At 54.9% G+C, this 25119-nt stretch carries 19 protein-coding genes and 2 tRNA genes; 11 read left to right on the top strand and 10 right to left on the bottom strand.

Annotated elements, in window-relative coordinates:
• Positions 1-7: 7 nt before the first annotated feature.
• The 3 genes from ACZ5RI_RS08835 to ACZ5RI_RS08825 all read right to left on the bottom strand — a co-directional run bounded on the left by ACZ5RI_RS08835 (position 8) and on the right by ACZ5RI_RS08825 (position 2141).
• Positions 8-84: transfer RNA gene (locus ACZ5RI_RS08835), tRNA-Arg, on the bottom strand.
• 85 nt (positions 85-169) lie between these two features.
• Positions 170-475, bottom strand: coding sequence for an NADH dehydrogenase ubiquinone Fe-S protein 4 (locus tag ACZ5RI_RS08830; protein WP_464511349.1), 306 nt, complete (start codon positions 473-475; stop codon positions 170-172).
• Positions 476-659: 184 nt separating this feature from the next.
• Positions 660-2141: a S10 family peptidase gene (locus tag ACZ5RI_RS08825; RefSeq protein WP_464511345.1), complete on the bottom strand. Its 1482-nt coding sequence runs from the start codon at positions 2139-2141 to the stop codon at positions 660-662.
• A gap of 267 nt (positions 2142-2408) precedes the next feature.
• Here ACZ5RI_RS08825 and ACZ5RI_RS08820 point away from each other — a divergent pair, with 267 nt between their 5' ends.
• The 3 genes from ACZ5RI_RS08820 (at position 2409) to ACZ5RI_RS08810 (ending at position 8167) form a co-directional block, all read left to right on the top strand.
• Entirely contained in the window at positions 2409-3605 is a 1197-nt protein-coding gene (locus tag ACZ5RI_RS08820; protein ID WP_464511341.1) for an aminotransferase class V-fold PLP-dependent enzyme, read from the top strand.
• Positions 3606-4143: 538 nt separating this feature from the next.
• Entirely contained in the window at positions 4144-6369 is a 2226-nt protein-coding gene (locus ACZ5RI_RS08815) for a TonB-dependent receptor (RefSeq protein ID WP_464511337.1), read from the top strand.
• Between the two features lie 97 nt (positions 6370-6466).
• A complete protein-coding gene (locus ACZ5RI_RS08810) occupies positions 6467-8167 on the top strand; it encodes a M61 metallopeptidase family protein (RefSeq protein ID WP_464511333.1) in 1701 nt (566 codons plus the stop codon).
• A gap of 69 nt (positions 8168-8236) precedes the next feature.
• Here ACZ5RI_RS08810 and ACZ5RI_RS08805 read toward each other — a convergent pair whose 3' ends face one another.
• Positions 8237-9634: a S10 family serine carboxypeptidase-like protein gene (locus ACZ5RI_RS08805; protein ID WP_464511329.1), complete on the bottom strand. Its 1398-nt coding sequence runs from the start codon at positions 9632-9634 to the stop codon at positions 8237-8239.
• A gap of 400 nt (positions 9635-10034) precedes the next feature.
• Positions 10035-10931: an SAM hydrolase/SAM-dependent halogenase family protein gene (locus ACZ5RI_RS08800; RefSeq protein ID WP_464515577.1), complete on the bottom strand. Its 897-nt coding sequence runs from the start codon at positions 10929-10931 to the stop codon at positions 10035-10037.
• Positions 10932-11502: 571 nt separating this feature from the next.
• Between ACZ5RI_RS08800 and ACZ5RI_RS08795 the strand changes: the two genes are divergently transcribed.
• Entirely contained in the window at positions 11503-13863 is a 2361-nt protein-coding gene (locus tag ACZ5RI_RS08795; RefSeq protein WP_464511326.1) for a TonB-dependent receptor plug domain-containing protein, read from the top strand.
• Positions 13864-13959: 96 nt separating this feature from the next.
• On the opposite strand, the gene ACZ5RI_RS08790 is transcribed toward ACZ5RI_RS08795, so the two are convergent.
• Positions 13960-15306 carry a methyl-accepting chemotaxis protein gene (locus tag ACZ5RI_RS08790; RefSeq protein ID WP_464511322.1) on the bottom strand — a complete coding sequence of 449 codons (1347 nt, stop codon included), beginning with the start codon at positions 15304-15306 and terminating at the stop codon, positions 13960-13962.
• 299 nt (positions 15307-15605) lie between these two features.
• On the opposite strand from ACZ5RI_RS08790, the gene ACZ5RI_RS08785 reads away from it, so the two are divergent.
• Both ACZ5RI_RS08785 and ACZ5RI_RS08780 read left to right on the top strand, forming a co-directional pair.
• On the top strand, positions 15606-15959 hold the full coding sequence (locus ACZ5RI_RS08785; protein ID WP_464511319.1) for a hypothetical protein: 354 nt from the start codon (positions 15606-15608) through the stop codon (positions 15957-15959).
• 129 nt (positions 15960-16088) lie between these two features.
• The gene (locus ACZ5RI_RS08780) at positions 16089-16241 is read left to right on the top strand and encodes a helix-turn-helix transcriptional regulator (protein ID WP_464511316.1); all 153 of its coding nucleotides are present in this window, start codon (positions 16089-16091) and stop codon (positions 16239-16241) included.
• A gap of 13 nt (positions 16242-16254) precedes the next feature.
• Here ACZ5RI_RS08780 and ACZ5RI_RS08775 read toward each other — a convergent pair.
• The 3 genes from ACZ5RI_RS08775 to ACZ5RI_RS08765 all read right to left on the bottom strand — a co-directional run bounded on the left by ACZ5RI_RS08775 (position 16255) and on the right by ACZ5RI_RS08765 (position 17464).
• Positions 16255-16331 (bottom strand) — tRNA-Pro (locus tag ACZ5RI_RS08775).
• Between the two features lie 47 nt (positions 16332-16378).
• The gene (locus tag ACZ5RI_RS08770) at positions 16379-16669 is read right to left on the bottom strand and encodes a DUF192 domain-containing protein (protein WP_464511311.1); all 291 of its coding nucleotides are present in this window, start codon (positions 16667-16669) and stop codon (positions 16379-16381) included.
• A 222-nt stretch (positions 16670-16891) separates the two neighbouring features.
• The gene (locus tag ACZ5RI_RS08765; RefSeq protein WP_464511307.1) at positions 16892-17464 is read right to left on the bottom strand and encodes a cold-shock protein; all 573 of its coding nucleotides are present in this window, start codon (positions 17462-17464) and stop codon (positions 16892-16894) included.
• A gap of 324 nt (positions 17465-17788) precedes the next feature.
• Here ACZ5RI_RS08765 and ACZ5RI_RS08760 point away from each other — a divergent pair, with 324 nt between their 5' ends.
• Positions 17789-18514 (top strand): response regulator, encoded by a 726-nt coding sequence (locus ACZ5RI_RS08760; protein ID WP_464511303.1) that lies wholly within the window; start codon positions 17789-17791, stop codon positions 18512-18514.
• A complete protein-coding gene (locus ACZ5RI_RS08755; RefSeq protein ID WP_464511298.1) occupies positions 18511-19968 on the top strand; it encodes a sensor histidine kinase in 1458 nt (485 codons plus the stop codon). The genes ACZ5RI_RS08760 and ACZ5RI_RS08755 overlap by 4 nt, the downstream gene beginning before the upstream one ends.
• 90 nt (positions 19969-20058) lie before the next feature.
• Here the strand turns inward: ACZ5RI_RS08755 and ACZ5RI_RS08750 are convergent, their stop codons facing one another.
• Positions 20059-20655, bottom strand: a complete 597-nt coding sequence (locus tag ACZ5RI_RS08750; protein ID WP_464511294.1) for an ATP-dependent Clp protease proteolytic subunit — start codon at positions 20653-20655, stop codon at positions 20059-20061.
• 186 nt (positions 20656-20841) lie between these two features.
• On the opposite strand from ACZ5RI_RS08750, the gene ACZ5RI_RS08745 reads away from it, so the two are divergent.
• The 3 genes from ACZ5RI_RS08745 (at position 20842) to ACZ5RI_RS08735 (ending at position 25098) form a co-directional block, all read left to right on the top strand.
• Positions 20842-21291, top strand: coding sequence for an RrF2 family transcriptional regulator (locus ACZ5RI_RS08745; RefSeq protein WP_464511289.1), 450 nt, complete (start codon positions 20842-20844; stop codon positions 21289-21291).
• A 119-nt stretch (positions 21292-21410) separates the two neighbouring features.
• Positions 21411-23021: an OprO/OprP family phosphate-selective porin gene (locus ACZ5RI_RS08740; protein ID WP_464511285.1), complete on the top strand. Its 1611-nt coding sequence runs from the start codon at positions 21411-21413 to the stop codon at positions 23019-23021.
• Positions 23022-23469: 448 nt separating this feature from the next.
• On the top strand, positions 23470-25098 hold the full coding sequence (locus ACZ5RI_RS08735) for a porin (RefSeq protein ID WP_464511280.1): 1629 nt from the start codon (positions 23470-23472) through the stop codon (positions 25096-25098).
• Positions 25099-25119 lie beyond the last annotated feature (21 nt).

Raw genomic sequence — 25119 nt, 5'->3', positions numbered from 1 at the left:
ATTTCATTGGTGACCCCGGCGTGGCTCGAACACGCAACAACCTGCTTAGAAGGCAGGTGCTCTATCCAGTTGAGCTACGGGGCCAAAGCCAGACGTTTGGCTGCCAATCACGCATGGCTGGCGAATCCCCCCTGAATAAGGGGATTTTGTCAGAAATTCGATAGTTTTTTTAATGCGACCAGGCGATTTTACGGTCACTGCGGAAATTATCAGCATAAGCCTTATGCTTGGGCGCTACCGGCACAGCATTCCGGACCTCATAGGCCAGCCCGCGCCTGTCCGCATAGGCCTTAGCCTCCTCCAGCGTTGCAAAATGCAGCACAACCTGGGTTACGGTGTCGGACGAACCGGTCCAGCCCATCAACGGGTCGGTCGTCTTGGGCGCATCGGCCGAGAAATTCAGGCGCCAGCGCGCCTCAGCGGCCTTACCGGACTGGGTGACACTCGGTTCCTGACGAACGATGATCGCGTGCATGTCATTTTCCTATAAAAGCGAACAGAAACGGGCCACACGGAAAGAGGCAACCCAGCAAGTGGGCCATGTAAACCTAGAGATACCAGTTTTAATGGGTTGGCCAAAAAATATCTACCCTTGCGCCCGATTAGAATGATCTAGGTTAGCAATTAGCTGCCATGTGGGGCCCCATATCATGACCGCCCTAGCCCTCACGCCCCGTGTGGGCGACTTTGACTGGCGAGGTTATAAAACGTCGCAGATCGGCACCAAAGGCCCGCTGACTTTCTGGCACCGAATACACCATGTGGCCACCGGGATAAAAATGCAGCGCAACACGGTCTGCAGGCCAATTGGCGCGTTCAACAAGATAGCGCGCCGCCCCCATGCTGGTTTGCAGATCATAATAACCACCGGCGACCATCAGCCTGAAAGCCGGGTTTGCAACGAACAGTTCGCTGATCGGCTTGTCATAGGGCCAATCGTCAAATGGCGTTGCCGCCGCCCCGTATGACCAGTCGGTATGACCGGAGCCAACCGTCATGGCGGTGTAGCTGTCACTATCGGCAATGGCGAGATCCTGATGCAAATACTGCCGGACAAGTCGGAAATACGACGCATCGATCCCTTCGGCCGGATCAGTCTTTTGATCTGCTGGCGCACTATAGCGACCATCGCTCATGGCAAGCACCTGATGGCTGTCTTTCAGCAGCTCGCGGCGAAATTGATTTTTGGTGATGGTCAGTCCGCTTGCCAGATAAAACTCAGCGGGAATACCGGTATAGGCAGCAAGCTGCGCGGCAATAGCCTTACGACGTTCTGTCGCCAGGGCCTTACCTTGATAGAGCGCAGGCAGATAGCTGTCACCAGCGAAACGATAAACCTCGTCAAGGAAATCCGCCAACGATTTGCCGTTCGTGCTCGCTTTACCATAATGCACCGCCAGTGCCGCAAGTGTGGGCAACGAAACAACATAGCTGAGGATATTGGCCGGCCGCTGCGAATATTCGATAATGTTCACCGCCTGACCAAGCAGGATCACGCCCGCCGGGGTAATACCGCGCTTCTGCAGCAGCGCTGCGGCGACCGGGGCGCGAATGGTGCCGTAACTTTCCCCCAGAATATAGACCGGCGATCCGTCACGATGATGGCGGGCCAACCATGCAGCAACAAAGTCGGCAAACTGCTGTGCATCAGCATCAACCGAGAAATATCCATCCACAGGACTGCCATTTTGGGTGCGGCTGAAGCCGGTGCCTGCCGGATCGAACAGCACAATATCGGCACAATCGAGTGGACTGTCAGGATTGTCTGCCAGACGGGCATTTGCCGGATCCGCTTTGCCCTCGGCGATAACGACACGCTTCGGTCCCAACGCCCCCATATGGACCCCGTAAGAGGCATAGATGGGCCCACCATTGAAGGCAAACAGAACAGGCCGGTTACCGGCTTTATGCGCAAGGTAAGATATCCCGACCAAACGCAGGTCCGGGTGCCCGGCCCTTCCAGCGATATCAAAGGGCTCGACAACAGCGTCATACGCAATGCGTTTGCCAGCGAAGACAGCATTATGCTGTGTACTGACAGTTTGCGGTACCGGCTCGGCGGCCAGCAGCGGCGGGATGCCGATCAGTGCCGCCAGCATAAATGACGCCACACCAAACGTCGTCAATTTCCTCAAAAGCATAAGCCAACCCTGAACATGAAGACGAAGCACACTCTATGACAAAATACGCTGCATGCTAGCCTAATATAGAAATGTGATAACAACCCTGCGGTGTGTCACGCATAAAGCTTGTGATAAACATCGATCAGGCGAAGGGTTTATGCTGGGGGATTTTACACTGCCTAAAGCTTACGCCGTTGCATGCCGCTGCATTGTGCGGCTAAGCTTTCCTTCAGAACAACGCTAGAGGCAGCAATGGATCTGAACAGACGGTCGTGGTTGGGTGTTATGAGTGCGTTGCCGCTGCTTGAGGCCGCAGGTGCAGGAACAAAAGTACCAGCGGGTGGGGCGCTGGTGGGGCGGGATGAATTTCCCCTTGATGGCGTTTACCTCAATGGCGCTTACACACATCCACTACCCGTGCGCTCGGCCAAAGTGATTGAGGCCTATCTCAAACGGCGTACCTATATCACAACGCCATCGACACTGCCTGAAGCACCAGCGGGGCGCAAGCTGGCCTCAGAACGCTTTGCCAAACTGATCAATGCCAATGTGGATGAAGTCATCTTGGTGCCGAGCACAACCTATGGCGAAAACTATGTCGCCCGCGGACTCGGGTTGGGCAAGCCCGGCACCAAAGTGGTGAGCGATATTCTGCATTTCGAAGGCTCACTTTATTTATATGAGAGCCTGACCAAAGGCGGCATGGCGCATGTTACCGTAGCGGCGCGCGACGGGCGCATTGACCTAAACGATATGGAAAAGGCGATTAGCCGCGACACGACCTTGGTGTCGGTCTCTTATGTTTCCTACATTAATGGTTTTCAGCACGACTTGAAGGCACTATGCGATCTGGCTCATTCGCGCGGTGCACTGGTCTATGCCGACATTGTACAAGCCGCAGGATCAGTACCGCTGGATGTCAAGGCAACCGGGCTCGATTTCTGTGCCGCATCCGGTTTCAAATGGATGATGGCCGAACAAGGTGCCGGTTTTCTTTATGTTAAGTCCGAGCATGTCGAACGGATGCAGCGCACACTTTATGGTTATATGCAGCTTGACGATCTCAACTATCATGCCTTTCCTTATGACCCACCAGGCCAAAAACTGTTCGATTATGTTCAGGCTGGCGGCATGTCGGGTCATTTCGGTGTTGCCACCGTAGCCAATGGTTTGATCATCGCGCTGGCAGAATCCCTTGGGTTGATCCTCGACCTCAGCGTCGAACGCATTCAGGCCCATCGTGTGCCGATGATCCGCCGATTGCAGCAAGCCCTGCCTGCAAAAGGCTTCCAACCAATGACCCCAGCCAATTCCACCGCACCGATTGTGACCTTCGCCTATAAAGATGCCGCAGAACGATTTGCGCCCGCGCTTAAGAAGGCTGGTATCAACGCGCAACTCTATCCCAACCGTCTGCGCGTCTCGCCATCAGTCTATAACAGCATGGACGATATCGAGCGATTAATCGAAGCTTTGACCTGAGTTGCCGTTTTTTTTTGCTCTGTTGAAACGCCAGCAACAACACACCAAATGAGAGAATTTTATATTTATCAATGTTGCGCCGATGCATAGCTTTTGCGGGGAGCGAATGAAACAACTCCCCGCCCTTATATTTTTCTCAGTATGCAGCGTAAATATTCCACCTACCGCCATTTAACGCAAAAAATATGCACACCTAAAATAGGTATGCTGCCACAAGATTAAACACACCCAATAAATTACACTGATAAAAAACACCCAATACGTGTTTTTATGCATAAACCTTCTAGCCAGTAACTGGCATTGCCTTTCACAAGGCAGCCACAAAGCTTACCTGCTGGCACTTTAGGCAAAACAAAGCACATTTTATTGCGCACTGAGCCAGATGACGCATGATGCTTTCATTTCTGCCGGGTATCCATGCATTTTAATTCTGGCACACAACTTGCCTACTTCCATAGCTGTGTGTCGGCAAAGACGGTCCGCGCGTCAGCGCGATAATACCGATTGCCATCGGCGTGTCTTTTGATGGGGGTACCCTGTGCGTATAAAACAACACATTACCACAACCGCTACGTATCGCTCGGCCAGTGCAGCGTTGTTGGCTTCTACGGCACTGGCAAGCGCCTTACTGTTATTGCCACAGATGGCACAGGCTGCCGGTAGTGACAGCTCTGAAACGATGGAAACGGTTATTGTTACCGGCGCCAAAACCAACGAACGCCAGATTGATGTCGCGATTCCGATTTCTGTGGTAACCGCTGATAAGCTGACACAGACCAACAGTGTACATCTTGAAGATTACGCGTCCTCAATTCCGGGCCTCAGCATTTCATCGCAGGGCAATGGCCGCACAGGCGTGGTTATCCGCGGCATCACCACCGGCAACGGCAACAATCCGACCGTTGGCATTACTATCAACGACGTTCCGATTGGCTCCAATCTTGACGATACCGTAGTCCCCGATCTTGATCCTGCCATCCTGAGTGGCGTCGAAGTCCTGCGTGGACCGCAAGGTTCACTTTACGGCGCATCAAGCATGGGCGGCCTGATCCGGTATGTTACGACAGAACCCAGCCTGACAGAGATGTCGGGGGAAGTGGGCGTATCCGCTGATACCGTTGCCCATGGCAATTACGGTTATGGCATGCACGGCTACATCACCACGCCAATCATCGAAGACACACTGGGCTTGCAAGTCAGCAGTTTCTACCGCGTTGACCCCGGTTATATCGATAACATTACAAGCGGCAAACATAACGTCAACACCGCGCGAACTACTGGCGGCCGTGCAGCCTTGTTGTGGCAGATTACACCAGATGTCAGTTATGAGCTGGCCGCCATTATTGAAACGCGCAAATCCGGCGGTACCAATGGTATCGACCTCAACTATGACCGCTCGCAAGTAAACAGCGATTATTACTCCCAGAGCCGCATTCCAGGCACAGGCCTTGGCTATATGAATCTTGGAGTTTATAGCGGCACATTAAAGGCCAATCTCGGCTTTGCCTATTTTACCGCCATCACAGCCTTCAACCGTACCGCATTTAATGGCCCGCAGGACGTTTCGGCGACCTTTGGTCATTATCTGCCATTGTTTGGCTTATCGACGGATGATTACGGCACGGCGATCAAGAACTATTCTCAGTCGAACAAATTCTCTCAGGAAATCCGCCTAGCCTCTAAACCGGGCGACGATCTGGAATGGATGGTCGGCGGCTTCTTCACCCATGAAGCCTATCTGTCCAATCAGACGATTTATGCGGTCGACGCAAAAACAGGGGCCGACATTGGTTTTCCGTCGCTCGACACAGCCTACGCCCCCAGTTCCTACACGGAATATGCCGGCTTTGCTTCTGCCACCTATCATTTCTCGCCGGCTTTTGACCTGCAGCTTGGCGGCCGCATTGCCGCACTACATCAGTATTTTCATGAGGTCGACGGCGGCCTGATGGCAGATGACGATGAACAAGGTTCATCTTCCTCGAACGTCTTCACCTATGCCATCACGCCGCGCTATCACATCAGCGAAGACATGATGGTCTATGCCCGCATTGCTACCGGCTATCGCCCCGGCGGACCAAACTCTGCCCCCGATGCCCCAGTCAGCTATGGGCCTGACCGCACGGCCAATTACGAAGTGGGCTTTAAAGGCGTGATCCTGCCCGATCTGCTCACGCTGGATGTCTCGCTGTTTAATATCGAATGGCGCAACATCCAACTTCAGGCGGCAACGGCAGACGGCTATTCCTACGTTCAGAACGGTGGCGCTGCCCGCAGCCGTGGCTTCGAATTCTCCAGCACCCTGACACCATCCGACGGGCTGACAATTACGGCTAACTTCTCTTATGCTGACGCCATTCTGACCCAGAATGTCGACAATTCGAGCCTGTACGGCCTCAAAGGACAACGCCTGCCTTATTCGAGCAAAACGTCTGGCAGTCTGTCGGCTGACCAGAAATTTCCGATCATGACAGGCATTGATGGTATAGTTGGAGCAACCTTCAATTATATCGGTTCGCGCTACAGCCTGTTCCCAAAGACATCCGGTGGCGAACGCTTCTTCATGCCGGCCTATGGAACAGTTGATCTGCACGCAGGTTTTGATACCGGCAATTGGGAATTCACGCTCTACAGCAAGAACCTGTTTGATCAGAAGGGGCTGATGCAGGCGTCCTCACGTGACGTTGTTACCCGCACGGGGGATTATAACGCGGCAACGATCACACCGCGTACAATCGGCATTTCTGTCAGCCGACACTTCTGATCGGCCGGAGGGCTTATAATGAATGGGGCAGCAAGCATACAGCTTCTGCCCCGTTCGCATTTTGAGGTAGAGTAACCTGAACGTGAAGGAGCCTGACATGCTGCCATGGCGCATAAAAATTGTGTTGGCACTGATGGCCGGGCTGATGGCGGCCCCCGCCGCGGCTGAGCCATTTTTGCATCTGAATTTAAAGCCCCACAGTAGCAACGGGACGGTAGATTATATCGATGTCACACTAAACGTTGAGCAGCCCAGCCTGAAAGTGGGGGACGCCGCTCTCGCCATGCCGCTCGACATCGTTTCAGTTCCCGCCATGCACTATGATGGCGACACGCTTTCGGCCATCGATAGCAAGGGCGCACTACCCCTATCCTATAAGGATTCCGCCTTTGCCCCATCCGTCAATGGCCGGCGTTGGTATGCAAGCCGCGCCAGTGTTGGCGACGTCACCTACCACTACCGCGCCTTGCCGCGGAAAATATCCGCCACCACACGGCCCGGACCACTATTTGATCTACATGCGGAAAGTGGTGGCTTAAACGGTGCAGGGCTTACATTTCTGGCCTTGCCGCAAAACGACATGGCTTATCATATCACGCTGCACTGGGATCTTTCCGCCATGCCAGCGGGCAGCCGCGGGGTTTGGAGCTTTGGCGAAGGAGACGTTAGCAAAACCGCCCCGGCAGATGTTCTGGCCAACAGCTTTTATACTGCCGGGCCACTAAGCAGTTATCCGGCGATGGGGGGCAACCATTTCGGCATGTACTGGCTGGGCACCCCCTCCTTTGATGTTGCCAAAATAGGTGGGTTTATCGACGCGCTTTATACCTATATGGCGAAATATTTCGATGATGAAAACGAATCCTACCGCATCATTATTCGCAAAAATCACTATCGCGGATCGAACGGCACGGCACTGACCAAATCCTTCATGTTCAGCTACAGCGACGGCATCGCACTGACCGATCTCGGCCTGAAAGAACTGCTTGCCCACGAGATGACCCATAATTGGCCCGAGCTCAGCGGCAGCCATGGCGACATTTCCTGGTATAGCGAGGGAACTGCGGAATATTATTCGCTGATACTGTCTTATCGCGCGGGTCTGTTGAGCGCCGATGATTTCTTGACCTTCTTCAACGACCGTGCCGCCGCTTATTACACCAACCCCTTACAGCAGCTGACCAACCGTGAAGCGGCCAAACACTATTGGCAGGAAACACTGGCACAACGCGTACCCTATGGGCGCGGCCTAATGTATCTTGCGGTGACTGATGCAAAAATCCGTAGTACAAGCGGCGGGAAAGACAGTCTTGACAGTATCGTCAAGGCTTTAAGCAAACGGGACAGAACCGGGCAGTCCTATGACATTGCGACCTGGCGCAACATGATTGCCGCCAAACTAGGCCCGGAAGCACTGCGTGATTACGATGATATGGTGGCCGGAAAAACCATTATTCCGCCGCCAGGAATGCTTGGTCCCTGCTTCAGTGCCAAGCCAACCCAACTGCCGGTATTTGAACTGGGCTTCAGCGAAAGCTCCCTTCAGGGTGACAAGAAGATCGTCAGCGGACTGGTGGCTGGATCTGCGGCAGAAAAAGCCGGCCTGAGAAACGGCGATGAAGTGTTGCTGTACTCGAATGTCAGCGATTTGTTATTCCACTGGCACCAGCATATGCAAATGACGGTGCGCCGTGCCGGCAAAGATATCACCATCGCGTATGCCCCCCATGGAGCCAATGTACCGGGCTATCAGTGGGTGCGTAATGCAAACGTTGCTGACAGCGCCTGCAAACTTTAAGGGTAGTATATAAAAACGACGCATCGCAGATCTTGCGGTGCGTCGTTTTTATTTTCATGTAATAAAGGCTTATTTTTGAGTTACAAACTGGCGCACAGCTCTGGTAAAGCCTTTGAGGTTTTCATCGCCCTCGTAAACGCCATGCCCCGATGGCTGTGTCAGGATCGTCAGGCGATTAGCCGGGATCCCGGCGTGGCGCAGGGCATAGATACCGCCATACAGTGGCGTTCTTAAATCAAACAAGCCGCCAGCCCAGAACAGTCGCAGCGCCTTATCCTTTTTCATGGCGGTACCGATCAGAGCGGCAGGCATTTTGATGGCGTCATCGACATCATATTGCCACTTGCTGTTCACCTCCATATTGAGCGTGGTGTAGCTTTCCGTCGTCTTGAAGCCCAGCTCCCCGGTAAGATAGGCCTGCACGATATCCTTGGTCGAACTGCCGGGTTTAAGCGAAAACATCGACGGATCATCGAAGGGCGGCTTCTTGTCGGCATAATCGGCGATCTTACCGATGATGCGGGCATCACTTTGCCCGGTGCGTAGCCCCTGCCCCTTCAGCATATTGAGCATCTGATCATAGGGATCTAGGCGCAGATCCTTTTGTGCAATCAGCTCGGGCGTAAGGCCAATACGTTTGGCAACCTCTGTTGCGATTTTCTGTTTCTCAGCGGCTGGGATCGCACTGCCTTCGACCAGTGCAGGCAGATAGACCGTGCGAGAAAACTCTACCGCCTCGTCAAATGCACCTTGCGGATCTTTGGTCAATGCATTGTGACCATGAAAGGCCGCAACCGATGCCAGGCTCGGCAGTAAGGTCATCGACTGCAAATCGGCATCCTGCGGATCGGCATAGAGCGAAATCAGCAGCACACCACGAATAGTATAACCACTGTGGGTGGCAACAATCTGGGCGGCACGGTTGGTGCCATAGCTTTCACCGGCGATAAAGACCGGCGAGGCCTCGCGCTGGTGACTTTTCAGCCAGTCAGCAATGAAATGGCTGACCGCCGCTGCATCGGCAGACACCCGCCAGAAGGCTGCACCATCCTTGCCGGGCAGCGGACGCGCAAAGCCTGTACCAACCGGATCAATAAACACCAGATCCGCGCAATCGAGTGGACTATCCGGGTTATCAACCAGATGCTGGCCCGCTTCACCACCAACGATATGGCGCGGACCTAGCGCCATGTGCAACGGCGAAGAAGACGCGCCGGGACCGCCATTGAAGAAGAAGATCACCGGCCGCCCGGCATCATGACCGTCTTTGACATAGCTGATCGAACCGAGGCTGGCAGCGGCGGCACCATCTGCACCTGCAACCCCGGTTAAGGCAACTGTCGCACTGTAGCCGATGGCGTGACCGTTAAACGTACCGTCATGGTGGGTTGTCGCCGCACTATCCGCAGCCTGGGCCGGTAAGGCGAGAAAAAGCAACGCCAGACTGGATAAAAACAAACGTATCATACTTTTTTCTCCGTATGCCGATGACGCGCTTCAACCGGCAGGGCGTAACGATGGCATAGTCTAAACCACTTGCAAATAGGATGCCGCCCATACGCACCGCGCACCATCAGCTTGACAGACCAGAGCACAGCGCCACCTGAAAGATTTTTGCACGTGTTGCACCAACCACACCCACAAACACATGCACGTATTGTCACAAACAGAAAATTTATGCAGCCAATTGAAGGATCAACGAACCGGCTCGACAGGTTGGCCCATCCTGCGCCTGCAGGCTGGCGTTAAAACGGGCAGCATAACGGGCAATCCGAACATTTTGTCGCCACGCAACCACCGCAGTAAAGAAACGGCCCATTCCACGCCGGGAATGAGCCGTTTTCTTTATAAAATCGTAAGAACCAGATCAGGGGCGACTGATACGAACCGACCAGCCTGCGCCATAGGCGATGTTGTGATCGTGCGCATAGTTACCCTGATTGAGAGCCAGAGACACATTCAGCAGGCTGTTGATATAGACCATCGGGGCCCCAACCGGCACATCGCCAAAGGTTCTGGTGAATGGTGCCGTAACGGCGTCAACCAACTTGCCGTCATGGAAGATTTCGAATTTCACCTGATCGCCCGGCTTGAAGCCGAACTGCGTAAACAGATTTTGCGGAATGTTAGTCCAGATATTGCCGAACTGAATATCCAGAGCCGGGATCATACCTTTTACACTGTCACCGTCTTTGACCGGGTGCTGATAGTCGAGGCGAACCAGCTGACTGACCGGCATCAGGGGACCAACCTGCTCGAACGTAATGCGTCCCGAGGCCAGGCGCGCACCGGTGTAACCAAAAACGTCACGACCATAAAACGTGTTGCTCTGCTCCGAACCGGGCAGACGGTTCACCTTCTCGTTGATAACGCGAACCGCATCGACGCCTTCGATTTCGTCAATCAGCGTCAAAAGGCCGTTATCGGGTAACACATAATAGTGCCCGGCCTTAGTATGGGCGACAATCGAACGGCGCGTCGTACCGACACCGGGATCGATCACACCAACGAAAACCGTCCCCTTGGGCCAGTACGGTGCCGTCTGATACAGACGATAGGCGCCTTCCCAGATGTTGCCTGCAGGAATTTCGTGGGTCAGATCCGCAATCAGCAAATCGCGCGAAACTCCATAAGACACCCCCTTCATCTCGGAGACCGCGCCATCCTTAAGGCCAAAGTCAGTCATCAGAACCAGCGGTGCCGTGGCGTGTGTGGCGATGGCGGGGGCAGCCTCGGCCACAGTGGCGACGCTTACCGGCAACATTAGCAGACAAGCGACGGTCAATACTGTTTTGCATTTCATATTAGGAACCCTCTTTGACATAGACCGGTGGGTATTGATGGTAATTCTGATTTGGCGATGGTTGCCGGCAGGGGTTGGCAGACCAAGGCCCTATCGCTCATTGCCGTATGGCATCATAGTGCGGAATATTCCATACCAATTGGACCATTAATTATCGTAAATAAAGTTGTATAACTACAACATCATTGTATTATATTTATAAACCGCATCTTATATGCCTTTTTTTGCTTGCGTTACTATACCTGCGCTGCTGTCGTGCATTTTAAGCGCGCGGGGTGCGTTGCGATCCGCGCCAAGACCTAACAGGAAAATGCAGAACGTTCATGGGGGCATATCTGCCAGATACGACATTTTGGGGGCTTGTGCATAGCCATCCGCGGCAATCATCCGCAGATCGCATCACACATCAACACCCGCAAAAATAGTCACCAGATAAAAGTCCGCACACTTCGTATCTTTCAGCATTTTCTTACCCCCTGCCCGGTTCATGCACGTTTTAAGTGATTTATGTGTTTTACGTTTGAGGACATCCATGACTAAACTTCGTTTAAATCGCCTTCGTACGGCTTTGCTCGTTGGGGCATCGCTTGGCGCATTCACCATCCCCGCCCTTGCAGAAGCCGCCGCGGGCGAAGATGCTGCCAACGAGGTGGTCGTCGTTACCGGGACGCGCGAAGAAGGCCGTCATGCCCGCGAAAGCGCAACCCCGATTGACGTTGTCAGCGTCGGTACACTGGCCGCGACCGGCACCGGGAATGTGCTCGACGCACTCAAGAACACCCTGCCCGCGGTCAATGCCCCGGCAGTTGGCTATGACGTTGGTGCCCTGGCACGGACGTTTCAGTTGCGCGGGCTCAGCCCCAGCCACACGCTGGTGCTGGTGGACGGCAAACGCCGTCATTTGTCGGCAAGCATTTACGCCGACTCCGATCCGGCACAGGGCTCCAATGCGGTTGATCTGGACCTGATCCCGCTGAATGCCATTTCGCACATTGAAGTATTACGCGATGGCGCGTCGGCCCAGTACGGCTCGGATGCTATTGCCGGTGTGGTCAACATCATCCTGAAGGATGATGTTGATGCCGGCTCGGTATCGGTGCAGGGCGGCACCTATTACAAGGGCGACGGGGCCACTTTTCAGGCCGATGCCGATAATGGTTTTGCCATCGGCACCGATGGGCAGCTGCATGTCAGCGTCGGCTATCGTTCACATGGCTTTTCCAACCGCAGTGGAGACAGCGGCGGCGTGCAACCTGCCAAGGTGCAGGGCGACCCGCATTCGGTGCTGATTACAACCAGCTACGACTATACCCAGCCGCTGGGGGCCGACATAACGCTCTACAGCTTCGCCACCTATGCCGCCCGTCAGGCTCGCGCCTATGAAAATCCGCGGGAGCCGGGCACGATTTCTGATGACGTCGATGCGCTGTACCCCGACGGATTCTCGCCACAGGAAACTGTCAACGAACATGATTTCAGCATCACGGTTGGCCTGCGCGGTGAGGGTGACTGGAACTGGGACTTATCGAGCACCTATGGGCGGGATAATTCCTCGCTGCATAACATTCACACGGTGAACCCCGACCTGTTGGCCGATACCGGCAATGCACAAAGCGCCTTCTCTGTCGGTGGCTTTAACAGCAGCGAATGGACCACCAATCTTGATATCCATCGTGGCTTTAATATCGGGCTGGCCGCGCCGCTGTCGCTGTCCTTTGGGGTTGAAGACCGCTACCAGACCTATGAGATCAAGGCCGGTGAAGCCAATTCCTATTACGAAGGCGGGCCACAGGCATTCCCCGGCTTCCGCCCTACCGACGCCGTCACCGCCAACCGCAACAGTGCGGCCGAATATATCGATGTGACGATCCACCCGACCGAAAGCTGGGAAGTATCCGCAGCAGGCCGCGCGGAACAGTATGAGCAGGTTGGTAATCGCATCAACGGCAAGCTTGCCACCCGCTATGACATCAGCCCCGAACTGGCCTTCCGCGCCAGCGCCAGCACGGGTTTCCACGCGCCCACACTGGCCCAGCAATATTACTCGGCCACACTGGTGACCACAGGGGCAGCATCGATCCAGTTACCGCTCGGCACCCCGGGCGCAAAAATCCTCGGCGCGCCCAATCTAAAACCCGAAACATCGGTAAGCTACAGCGCCGGTGTGGTGGCAGAGCCGCTGTCCGGGGTCTATCTGACGGCAGACGCCTATCGCATTGATGTCGATAACCGCATCATTGAATCGGCGTATCTCTATGGTGATCTGGCACTGGCGGCGATTACGGCCAACGGGGCGTCGATCCCGGTTGGTGTATCGTCGGACAATGCGGCCGCGGTATTCTTTACCAACGGCGTCGATACCCGGACACAAGGGGTGGACGTAACCGCCAATACCATCACCCCGCTGGAACAGTGGGGCGAGATCCGTTGGGACGCCACGTTCAGCTATGTCGAAACCACAATCAGCCATATTCATGCCGCGTCAGCCGCGCTGACCGAGGCCGGGCTGACGCTGGTCGATTCCGTGCAGCGCACCAACCTCACCACAGCGACACCCAAGTTCAAGGCGTCGCTGGCGGCCAACTGGCATCTGGGGCAATGGGATGTGACGCTGCGGAACACCTGGTACGCCAACACCACACAGGCGCAGGGTTGGTCGGAACCCTATTACATGCTGAGGACCGGTAGCCGTGTCATCACCGATCTGGATGTCGGTTATCAGTTGACGGATCATATCCGGCTCGATGCGGGTGCCAACAATCTGTTCAACATCTATCCCGACAAGATTGCCGCGTCAGTTTATCAGAACCTCAATTACGACAAATATTCCCACATCTCACCGTTCGGTATTAACGGCGGGTCCTATTACATGCGGGTTTCGATCGGACTGTAACCGCTGAGAATGAAAACGCCTGCCCGGAGATTATACTTCCGGGCAGGCGTTTTTTTGCAATCGGCATCCCATCTTATCGCAGGACATGCCCCGACATTAGTTACCGACCGAGAAGAACGACATCATCTTGTCGAGGGTATTGGCTTCCTTGGCCAGTTCACGCGCAGAAGACGTGGTTTCCTGAACCATGGCGGCATTTTTCTGGGTCGCCTGATCCATCTGCGTCACGGCCTGATTGACTTCTTCGATACCTGTAGCCTGCTGCTCGGCAGCTTGCGCCATTTCGCCGACCAACGTGTTGATATTGACGACCTGCTCGACAATACGTTTGAGGGCCTGCCCGGTTTCATCGACGAAACGGACACCCTGCGTGACCTGATCGCTTGAGGCTTTGATCAGCGTCTTGATTTCCTTGGCCGCTTGCGAGGAACGTTGTGCCAACGCACGAACCTCCTGCGCCACGACCGCAAAGCCACGGCCCGCATCGCCAGCGCGGGCCGCTTCAACGCCAGCGTTCAGCGCCAGCAGGTTGGTCTGGAAAGCGATTTCGTCGATAACACCGATAATATCGGTGATTTGCTTAGACGAATTGGAAATCGTATCCATCGCTTTGATCGCGGTCTGTACCACCTGCTCGCCCGTTTCCGCGGTCTGCTTGGCTGTTGCCACGCCCTTGGACGCTTCGCGGGCATTACCTGCCGTCTTTTTTACAGTTGCGGTGATTTCCTCAAGCGCCGCAGCAGTTTCTTCCAGACTGGCGGCTTGCTGTTCCGTGCGTTGCGCAAGTTCGTTAGCCGACCGTGAGATTTCCGATGAACCGCGGGTTATCTGGTTTGTCGTCGACATCACGTTACTCATGGTGTCCTGCAAGCGATCCAGAGCAGCGTTGAAGTCTTCCTTCAGCTTGGCGAAGGAGCCGGTCAGATTGGCATCAACGCGATGCGTGAGATCGCCGTTGGCCAGAAGAGAGAGACCTTCACCAATGCTCTTGATGGTCAATTCAGTCAGCTCGGCCTGCACAAAGTGATACACCACAACGGCGACATCGGTGAACACTGAATACATCAAACTTTTGACGAATTCCGGACGACGCCCCTCGTCCAGCGCATCGCTGTCCAGTAGAGAATTGACCAGCCCCGCCGCATAATTCGGATAAACGTTGGCGAGATAATTCGTCAGCGTTGTGCGAGCGCTGATATCCTTAGTGATCTCTTCCTGGATCTTGAAGTAGTTCGCCGACAAATCGCCCGTGGCGATGTGCTGGAATTTGCGCTGTTCGCGCGCCAGAACGTCCGGCGGTAACGCGGTCAACGTGGCATCGGCCGCCTGATAGGCATCCAGCAAGGCATCATCCACGCCTCGCCCGATGCACTTAAAAACGATCTCGCCTGTAGCGCATTTTTCCGGCTGCCAGGGCGGCAAGCTATCTTCAAGACGGGCCATTTTGTTTTATCCAATATTTCCCGCAAAGAGATATAGGGACAAACAATCAATTTGAAGTTAAGCTCCGTTATTACAGCCCGAATACTATGTTCCATATCAAATCGAGTCGTGTGTCAGCATGACACCAGAAGTATTGTATCAGAACAGAACGGCATTTGTCGGACAACGCTGCGCACATTCAGCCCGCGTTTCGATAAGACCCATTGCCTGGATTGCATCTCATCTCGTACCGAAAAAACCGTTATAACCAGAAAATGACAGACCCGAGATTTTAGAAACCCCGTTTTTAATAAGCATTAATGGCACTAATCGAGACCTCAGCAGGGACGAGCTATACTATTGTCGATGCTGGTGCGGCGAGCAGCTACGCCAATGATACCGAGACGCCACAGACCACCATCAACTGGCTGCATCTGGATAATGGGTCCTACAGCGAACACGGCGCGGGAGTGGACAATCTGCATGTCAAAGCTTTCAGTGGCGACAACTTCACATCCACGACTAAGCGCCTAGCACCAAATGGCGCAAGGGTCGACGCCGGGCAGGTCTTATTCCACGGTGGTATGCTGAGCCTCAAAACGAATTATGACGGTGATTTCCGTGCTGGCTATATCGACCACTGCGGGAAAATCCAGCTCAATATTGCCTTCTAAACACGTATCACAGCGTTATGCTCCCATAGAATATGCCTTAAACATATGCCCATTCTATGGGGCGAACGCCCCGCATTACTGGATCATGCCACACAGCCATACGATACACAGACCGGATGGAGATGCACCATGATCGACCAGTACCTGACCTTTAAGGATCTCGTGCAGCGCGGCCTGTTCTCGAATCGCCACACGTTGCAGCACGCCATTCAGGCATATGGCTTCCCTCAGCCCTATCAACTGGGCGAACGACGCGTGGTTTGGTCTGCCAGCGAGGTCTAACCTATTGATTTTATGGTCGGGGCGAGAGGATTCGAACCTCCGACCCTCTGCTCCCAAAGCAGATGCGCTACCAGACTGCGCTACGCCCCGACGTTAGGCAACAGGTACACGAAAGCCGGTACCCGCATCAACCCGTATCATTTCTTCTTTGCAAATATTGACGACAGAACCTTGTCACCCGGCTTAATTCCAAGCTCGCCGGCCCGACCGCCATTCAGCTCCAGCACGGCCTGAACCGGCTCTACCGAAGGAATCGGGGTTTCTGAATAGGGTGTGGCACTGGCAACGATGGCGGCAATGGTGCCATCAGCCCGAATGAACAGCATATCGAGCGGCAGCGGGGTGTTCTTCATCCAGAACGCCACGTCCTGCGACTTATGATAGTCAAATAACATGCCGGAGTCGGGCGGCAGGTCTGTCCGTTCCATCAGGCCACGCGCCCGCGAAGCCGGGTCAGCGGCAATTTCAACCGAGAAGCTATGCGCGCTGTTGGCTGCTATGATTTGTATCTGCTCGACCGGCAGGTTCGTATGCGAACCACCGTGAGAACAGGCACAAAGGAACAAAAAAGCAAAACAAACAGCCAAAAACGGACGCATAGTTACCCTACCGACGGAAGATTTCCATCGCCGACCATAGACGCGCCCGTTTTAAGAATCCAGAACGATGACCTCTGCCGCCATTTCGCCCTTGGGGCCATCCCCCACCCGCACCCGCACATTCTGGCCCTGACGCAGCTCGCGAATGCCACTGCGGCGCAAGGTTTCCATATGCACGAAGATATCGGGGGTATCCGGCCCGCGCGACAGGAAGCCATAGCCCTTGCCGCGATTGAACCACTTTACCGTGGCATCAAAGGCAGGCCCGCTCGCCACAGGGACATAGCGGGTGGTATGTTGCATGGGCTGGTGCATAAGCTCGGCCGTGGAATTGTCGAGCGAGATCAGTCGACGTGCCTGCAGCCCCTTGGGCCCCTGCACCGCTTCACACACCACACGCGCACCTTCATACGCGGTCTTAAAGCCGGATTGGCGGATACATGTCTGGTGGAGCAAAACATCCCCTTCCACGCCGCTTGCCGGTTTTATAAAGCCATAGCCCTTGGAAATATCGAACCATTTAACCTGCCCGGTAATTTCCTGCGCTGCATTATCCTGTGCCGCCGCATGGGCTGCCGGCGCCAACGGCGCCGTGTTTGCCGTTTCAGAAACGGAGAGACTCATATCCATCACACCCTCGAATGGCTACTGAATACCTGATGTTGCAAATTATGTTAACACGAATACAACCATAAGTGAAGTAAGAATGCAGTACCCACTAGACAGCTTTTTTATCATTTTTATTGCGTATTATCATTTTAGTTTATTCCGTAACAGTTTCGTTTTGCTACGAAATCTGTTCAAAGAAGCCTTGCTTTCACCCAACTGACATCATCCCATATTATTACAACTAAGCCCGTCAAACCCGGTTTCTGACACACTTTGACAAGCTTTGCGTTTGCTACAGGCCGTCAAACACCGCACAGTACGAACAAAGGTGACGGCACAATGAAAGACGATAATAAACCCCACATTCTGGTGGTCGAAGACGCCCGTGATATTCGCGAACCTCTGGCGCGCTACTTACGCGAGCACGGCTATCGCGCCACCACGGCGCCGGACGCCGCCAGCGCCCGTAAGATTCTGAAAAGCTCAGGAATCGATTTGGCCGTACTCGACATCATGATGCCGGGGGAAGATGGCCTCAGCCTGTGCCGCTCGATACACGAGAGCACACAAACCCCGGTGATTCTGCTCACCGCCCGCGGTGAGGAAGTCGACCGCATTGTCGGCCTGGAAATGGGGGCGGATGATTATATCGCCAAACCCTTCAGCCCGCGCGAGCTGATTGCCCGCATTGCTGCGGTGCTGCGCCGGACCCAGGCCCTGCCCCCGCGGCAGAAACCGCCGTCGGCGTCCCGTGTCCGTTTTGGCGACTGGACCCTGGATACCGGCCAGCGCGAGTTGATCGGCGATGATGGTGTGGCGATCCCACTGTCGAGTGGTGAATTTCGCCTGCTGGCGGCCCTGATTGAACGGCCCAAGATTGCGCTGACCCGGAATCAGCTGCTGGATTTGACCAAGGGGCGTGATGCCGACCTGTTTGACCGCTCGATCGACAATCATGTCAGCCGCCTGCGCAAGAAGATTGAGCCGGACCCCAAAAATCCGCGTTACATCAAAACCGTCTGGGGCGGTGGGTATATCTTTGCGATGGACCCGGTTACGGAATGAAACGGCTTAGCAGCCCCTTACGGTTCTGGCCCCGCACGCTGGGCACCCAGCTGGTCGTTGTCACCGTGCTGGCGGTTATCATCTCCAACGTGGTGGTGGTGATCTGGTTCAGTCTGGGCCATCAGCGCGATAACGAAGCGGCGGAACAGGAACGCTTTATTGATCGGGCGGCGTCAACCGCCATGTTGCTCAGCAAGACCCCGCCGGATGTGCGGGACACGGCTGTGCGGGCGTTTTCAGGCAATTTCTGGGGCGGTCTTGGCGTTCACAAAGGCCACATCCCCTCGCAGGTCATGTCTAAAGACGAGCAAAAACTCTCTCAGCATTTACGGTCCATATTGCCGGAGGGTATGGCGTCTTCCGCCGCGGTCTATTTTAAGCCGCCGATTCCACTTCTGCAGCCACCGGACGGCATGGGCCCGCCCCACGCCCCACGCCCGGCCGAGAATTCCGGTGCCCCCCCTCCCGGTCTGCATCCGGGCGATCCACATATTCCAATGCCAGAATCCATGGGCAGGATGCTCTATATTATCATCCCGATGTCGCCCGATACCCAGCTGGTGGCCCACTTCTTTCGCCCCTCAGCCTTTTTCCTGCCCCCCCAGTTACTGCTGGCGGCCATTGTCACCATTCTGATTGCCTCGCTGGCGGCGGCCTATATCGCCCAGCGCGTGACACGCCCGCTGGCCAAACTGGCGACGGCGGCATCGAACGCGGCCCATGGCGGCGAAGCGGCCCATGTTCCTGAACAGGGCCCACAGGATGTACGCCGCGCGGCAGCGGCCTTTAACGCCATGAACGATCAGGTCAAGCGCACGTTGGAAAGCCAGCGCCATCTGCTGTCAGCCGTCGGGCATGATTTGCGTACACCCATCACCGCCATGCGCATCAATATTGAATTCGTCGAGGATGAAGAACTGGCCGGGCGGCTGGCCAAGAACCTGGACGAATTGCAGGCATTGACCGAAGCGGTGCTGTCGGCAGCCCGCGGCACCGGCGGGGAAACGCCGCGCCAGATGGATGTCAGCGCGCTGGTCGAAAGCCTTTGCGCCGATATGGACGATCTTGACCTGCCAGTACGCTGGCAAGGTGGCCCCCCGGCACCAATGCGTTGTCGGCCCAACGAAATGCGCCGCGCCGTACGCAATCTGATCGAAAACGCCGTCGCCTATGGCAAGAAAGCCGATGTTTCGGTCCTGGGCAGCGCCCAAGTGATCGAAATCCGGGTCGAGGACGAAGGCCCCGGCATTCCACCCGAAGACAGGGAACGGGTGTTTGAGCCCTTTGTCCGGCTCGAAGCATCGCGCAATACCGCGACCGGCGGTGTCGGGCTTGGCCTGACGCTGGTGCGCTCGATTGCCCAAGGCCATGGCGGCAAAATCGTGCTGGCCGAACGCGATGACGGCAAAAGTGGCCTCAGTGCCCGCATTCAGTTGCCACGCACCGAAGTCTAGAAACCCGGGGCTGCCACCCCCGTACGACAAATAAAAAAAGCCCTTACCGGTTACGGCAAGGGCTTTTCTTTAACTCAGAATTTCCGTCGATCAGAGATCGCCCAAGCTCGTGATTACACGATTGACCAGACCGTATTTGACCGCCTCATCAGCGCCCATCCAGAAATTACGCTCGGTATCGGCAACGACCTTTTCGAACGTCTGGCCGGTTTCCCGCGCGATGATGCGGTTAAGCCGTTCGCGCATTTTAATGATTTCCTCGGCCTCGATCGAAATATCCGAAGCCTGGCCCTGCACCCCACCCAGCGGCTGATGCAGCAGGAAGCGGGTGTTGGACAGACAAAAACGGTTTTCCTTTTCCGCCCCTAAGAAGATATGCGCCCCGGCGCTGGCCACCCAGCCGGTGCCGATGATCTTCACCTTGGGTCCGACAAAGCGAATCATGTCGTGGATGGTGTCGCCGGATTCGACATGGCCGCCCGGAGAGTTGAGCAGGATACGGATATCCCCCTCGCCTTCGGTGGCAAAGGCCATCAGCTGGGCGCACACCCGCTCGGCCATTTTCATGTCGACTTCGCCGAAGATCAGGACTGTGCGCGATTTAAACAGCGCCTGTTGGACGGGCGAACCCTGCGGTTCGTCGCTCTTTTTCTCTTTCTTTTCTTCTTCGTCTTCAAGGCGGGGCATGGCAACTCCAGATTCCGTCAAGGCCAAGCCGATTGCCGGGCCGTTCCGGCCCCCAACCAGCAAACCAAATGTATCGGCGTGAAAGATGGCACATCCGCCAGCCGGATGCCAGACAGCCGAAAGCCGGGTGCTTGATTTTTACGGGCAATATCCCGATAAACCCAATCGGAAATATCGGTTTTGACCATGCTGTCTCAAAAAGCCCGCTATGCTCTACATGCGCTGTTCGTTCTGGCGACGCGTGACAACAGTGAACCGATGATGATTGCCGACATCGCCGCCGAGGCGAATGTGCCGCGCAAATTTCTTGAACAGATTTTACTGGAATTAAAAAAACGCGGCCTGGTGCACAGCCATCGCGGCAAATATGGCGGTTACACCATGGGCCGTGCGCCCGAGGATATATCCTTTGCCGAAGTGATGCGGATTATCGACGGACCGCTGGCGCTCAGCCCCTGCGCGTCGCGCACCGCCTACCGCAAATGTGACGATTGCGACGACGAAACCGCCTGTGCGATTCGCAAATTCCTGCTTGAAGTCCGGGATTCTACGGCTGAAATACTGGAAAATAGTACCATTCTACAAGCCGTCACGTTTGAAAAGCGTGCAAAAAAGACACATACACGCAACAAATGACGCATTAATACAACACAAACACCACAATTCCTATTTTTTGAAATGTAACCTAGATGATAACCTTTATTTAAAGTTACAACTTTCAATATAGTCCTATGGACATCGTGGAGATAAAAAATATGGCAAATGCAACGCGAAAGCTCGCGGCAGCAGCCCTTTCCCTCCCCATCATCGCTATATCGGCCCATGCTGCGGACAAACCCGTTGCAACCGAAGCCAAAATTCAAGCCCTGCAGCAGCAGCTTGAAACGTTGCAGTCCCAGATTGCAGACATCAAGAAGAGCAACGAAGCCCAGATTGCTGACGTCAAAAAGAAGAATGACGAACTCGCCAAGCAGGCAGAGGACAGCAAGAAAGCCCAGTCGGGTGCAGCCAAGGTTACGCTGACCAACGGTCGGCCCACCTTCACCTCGGCCGATGGTCAGTTTACCGCGTCGATTTATGCCAATGGCCAAGCTGACTATGCCTATTATATGCAGGGCAAGGAAGCCCGCAGCCTCAGCAACGGTCCGGACCTTTCCAGTGGTGCCAATATCCGTCGTGCCCAGCTTGGTATTCAGGGCAAGGTGTTCGGCGACTGGTCCTATAACTTCCTCTATGATTTTGGCGGCGCGGGCACAGAAACCCCCGGCAAAATCCTGTATTCCTATTTACAGTATGACGGGCTGGCCCCCTTCTCGGTTCGCATCGGCGCCTTTGCACCGGCTTATAATGTGGAAGACCAGACCTCGTCCTCGCAGCTAATGTTCCTGGAACGCAGCTCGCCAACCAATATCATCCGTAACGTTGCTGGCTCGGAAGGCCGCTTGGCCATCGCGGCGATTTACGCGGGTGACGAATTCTTCGGCTCGCTGGCCTACTCCGCCAGCAAGATTGCCGAAACATCGCAGTATGATGAACAGAGCGCACTGGTCGGCCGTGCGTCCTATCTGGTCATCAATGACAAGGAAAGCGACGCCCACCTGCTGGTTGGTGGTGGCTTCACCCATGTCATGAAACTGCCGGATCTGGCAGCAACCAACACGGTAGGTACCCACACGCTGACCCTGTCTGACATCCCGGAACTTTCGGTTGATGACAATTCGGCCAAGCTGATTTCAACGGGTGCGCTGAATGCGGGTCACTTCACCGCGCTCAGCGGCGAAGTTGCCGGCAACTATCAGAACTTCTACCTGCAAGGCTCCTACAACTATATGCAGGTTGCCCGCGCAGCCACAAACTACACCGTATATAAATCTGCATCCTCGTCCTCAACGGTCAGCGCGCGCCCGGAAAGCGATAAATTCAGCGCCTGGTATGTGCAGGCCAGCTGGGTGATCACCGGTGAAAGCAAGCAATATGTACCGGCGACTGGCTCGTTCGGGTTACCGAAACCGGCCCACCCCTTCTCGATTAAATCGGGTGATATCGGGGCGTGGGAAATTGCGGCCCGCTTCAGCGATACCGATCTGAATGCCCATGAGGATGACCCGGCGAGCCTGATCACGGGCTGGACCTCCGCTGGCGTTAAGACCTATTCGTTTATCAATGCCGTGCGTGGTGGTGAGCAGAAGAACATCACGCTGGGCCTGAACTGGTATCCCAACAACACCATCCGCTTCCAGCTTGATTATATGTGGATCGACGTTGATCGTTTGGCGAGTGGGACAGCAACAACTGCATCTCTGTCGACCAAACAGATCGGTCAGGACTTGCAGGCCGTTGCGCTCCGCGCACAGGTTGCGTTCTGATCCGGTCAGGTTACGTAGCAATTACCTGTTCATTACGTACAGATTACGAAACAAGGACTGCGACACCCCGTCGCGGTCCTTGTTCGCATTACACTGTGTATGCTGAAATTCAGTACAAAGACCATCACACAAAAAAGGATTGCTGCACAAACCGTTCCGAAACCGAAAAGCTCTCAACGAGAGTACCAATTTGGTCGTGCTATACCCTGTCGCAGACTTGCGACAATTGTTATTCATAAGCCGCCCAGCTCTCGTTTAAATCGCGCCTTCTATGCATGCGTTTACCATAAATGCAGCATTTTCAGCGATTTTAATCACTAGTTCAGAGCTTTTCGTAAAATGTCACGCCGAGAATGCGCTGATATTTTTTGGGTTTCGCGTGAACGTTTCATGCACGCATCCAACGCCCTCTCAAAAAAAACGCATCTGTAAACAATGGAGCCATTCCATGGCGCTACCTAAAATAAACTTAGCTGCCGCAATTCTTGCTATCCCACTGGCCACCATACCGGCCTGTGCCGCAAGCGCGGATAAAACTAACCAAACTTCGGCAACTGACGCCAAAATCGAGGCTTTGCAGCAGCAACTTGCTTCGCTACAGGCCGAAATTGCCGAATTGAAACATAACTCGGAAAAATACGCCGAGGCCAAGAAGCAATATGAAGCCACGGAACAGCGCCTGGCTCAGGAAAAAAAGAAACAGGGCTCTGACGTCATCGCCTCTTTAAAAGATGGCCGCCCTTCTTTTGCGACCGCCGATGGTCAGTTTACCGCCAACATTCATGCTGGTGCACAGGCTGACTTTGCCTACTACATGCAAAACAAAAAGGGCACCAGCACCGGAACGGATCTGTCCAGTGGCGGCAACATCCGCCGGGCGCAATTGAGCCTGTATGGTAAGGTGTTTGGTGATTGGTCGTACAACTTCCTCTACGACTTTGGTTCGCCGAATACCGAAACCCCCGGCAAAATTCTCATGTCCTATTTGCAGTATGATGGGTTGGGCCCCCTCGCCATTCGCGTTGGCGCCTGGAACCAGGCCTATAGCGTTGAGGATCAGCTTACCGGCAATGACCTGATGTTCCTGGAACGCAACACCCCGACCGATCTGATCCGCGGTATTGCCGGTTCGGAAGGCCGTCTCGGTATCGGTGCCATCTATTCCGGCAGCCGTTTCTTCGGCGCACTGGCCTATACTGCCAAGAAGATCGCTGAAACCGGAACCTATGACCAGCAAAGCGCTATTGTTGGTCGCGCTTCGTATATGGCGATTGACGACGACGTGCGCAATGCCCACCTGCTGGTTGGCGGGGGCCTGATGCATGTCTTCACAATGGCGGATTCACTCGCGGCTGGCACCACCAGCACCACCACAGCCATGCATTCGCTTACCCTGGCGGCAACACCGGAATTATCGGTTGATGACAACGGCACCAAGCTGATTTCAACTGGCGCAATGGGGGCAAAACACTTTACCGCCTTAAGCGGTGAAATCGCCGGCAACTATCAGAACTTCTATCTGCAGGGCGCCTATAACTTCATGCAGGTCAACCGCGCCGCTACTCCGTATACGGTTTACAGCGACGCCGCGACCTCCTCGACCGAGTATATCAAAGCCAACAAGAACAATCAGTTCAGCGCCTGGTACGTCCAGGGCAGCTGGATCATTACCGGCGAAAGCAAGACCTATAATCCGGGCAATGGCACCTTTGTTCTGCCGCGACCGGCGCATCCGTTCTCGCTGTCGAAAGGCGATTGGGGCGCCTGGGAAATCGCGGCCCGTTACAGCGATACCAACCTCAACGACAATGCCGATGATCCGACCAGCATCATCACCGGCTGGACAGCGGCGGGAACAAAAACCTACAGCCTCGTCAACGCCGTGCGTGGCGGCGAGCAGAAGAACGTCACGCTGGGCATCAACTGGTACCCGAACAATGCCATCCACTTCATGCTCGACTATATGTGGATTGATGTGAACCGTCTCAGCAGCACATCAACCTCGGGCAGCCCGTCTACCCACCAGATCGGACAGAGTCTTCAGGCTGTGGCGCTGCGTTCGTCGATCCAGTTCTGAACATCGCACGTCTGACATCCT

This window comes from Micropepsis pineolensis (genome assembly GCF_055392125.1).
Note: the sequence above shows the minus strand (reverse complement) of the source record. Positions and strands in the feature narration are given on the sequence as shown.

Bases quoted from the DNA above. Each gene is read 5' to 3' on its own strand.
- ACZ5RI_RS08830 (WP_464511349.1), bottom strand. From the start codon at position 475: ATGCACGCGATCATCGTTCGTCAGGAACCGAGTGTCACCCAGTCCGGT.
- ACZ5RI_RS08825 (WP_464511345.1), bottom strand. From the start codon at position 2,141: ATGCTTTTGAGGAAATTGACGACGTTTGGTGTGGCGTCATTTATGCTG.
- ACZ5RI_RS08820 (WP_464511341.1), top strand. From the start codon at position 2,409: ATGAGTGCGTTGCCGCTGCTTGAGGCCGCAGGTGCAGGAACAAAAGTA.
- ACZ5RI_RS08810 (WP_464511333.1), top strand. From the start codon at position 6,467: ATGCTGCCATGGCGCATAAAAATTGTGTTGGCACTGATGGCCGGGCTG.
- ACZ5RI_RS08805 (WP_464511329.1), bottom strand. From the start codon at position 9,634: ATGATACGTTTGTTTTTATCCAGTCTGGCGTTGCTTTTTCTCGCCTTA.
- ACZ5RI_RS08800 (WP_464515577.1), bottom strand. From the start codon at position 10,931: ATGTTGCCGGTAAGCGTCGCCACTGTGGCCGAGGCTGCCCCCGCCATC.
- ACZ5RI_RS08795 (WP_464511326.1), top strand. From the start codon at position 11,503: ATGACTAAACTTCGTTTAAATCGCCTTCGTACGGCTTTGCTCGTTGGG.
- ACZ5RI_RS08790 (WP_464511322.1), bottom strand. From the start codon at position 15,306: ATGGCCCGTCTTGAAGATAGCTTGCCGCCCTGGCAGCCGGAAAAATGC.
- ACZ5RI_RS08785 (WP_464511319.1), top strand. From the start codon at position 15,606: ATGGCACTAATCGAGACCTCAGCAGGGACGAGCTATACTATTGTCGAT.
- ACZ5RI_RS08780 (WP_464511316.1), top strand. From the start codon at position 16,089: ATGATCGACCAGTACCTGACCTTTAAGGATCTCGTGCAGCGCGGCCTG.
- ACZ5RI_RS08770 (WP_464511311.1), bottom strand. From the start codon at position 16,669: ATGGAACGGACAGACCTGCCGCCCGACTCCGGCATGTTATTTGACTAT.
- ACZ5RI_RS08765 (WP_464511307.1), bottom strand. From the start codon at position 17,464: ATGAGTCTCTCCGTTTCTGAAACGGCAAACACGGCGCCGTTGGCGCCG.
- ACZ5RI_RS08760 (WP_464511303.1), top strand. From the start codon at position 17,789: ATGAAAGACGATAATAAACCCCACATTCTGGTGGTCGAAGACGCCCGT.
- ACZ5RI_RS08755 (WP_464511298.1), top strand. From the start codon at position 18,511: ATGAAACGGCTTAGCAGCCCCTTACGGTTCTGGCCCCGCACGCTGGGC.
- ACZ5RI_RS08750 (WP_464511294.1), bottom strand. From the start codon at position 20,655: ATGCCCCGCCTTGAAGACGAAGAAGAAAAGAAAGAGAAAAAGAGCGAC.
- ACZ5RI_RS08745 (WP_464511289.1), top strand. From the start codon at position 20,842: ATGCTGTCTCAAAAAGCCCGCTATGCTCTACATGCGCTGTTCGTTCTG.
- ACZ5RI_RS08740 (WP_464511285.1), top strand. From the start codon at position 21,411: ATGGCAAATGCAACGCGAAAGCTCGCGGCAGCAGCCCTTTCCCTCCCC.
- ACZ5RI_RS08735 (WP_464511280.1), top strand. From the start codon at position 23,470: ATGGCGCTACCTAAAATAAACTTAGCTGCCGCAATTCTTGCTATCCCA.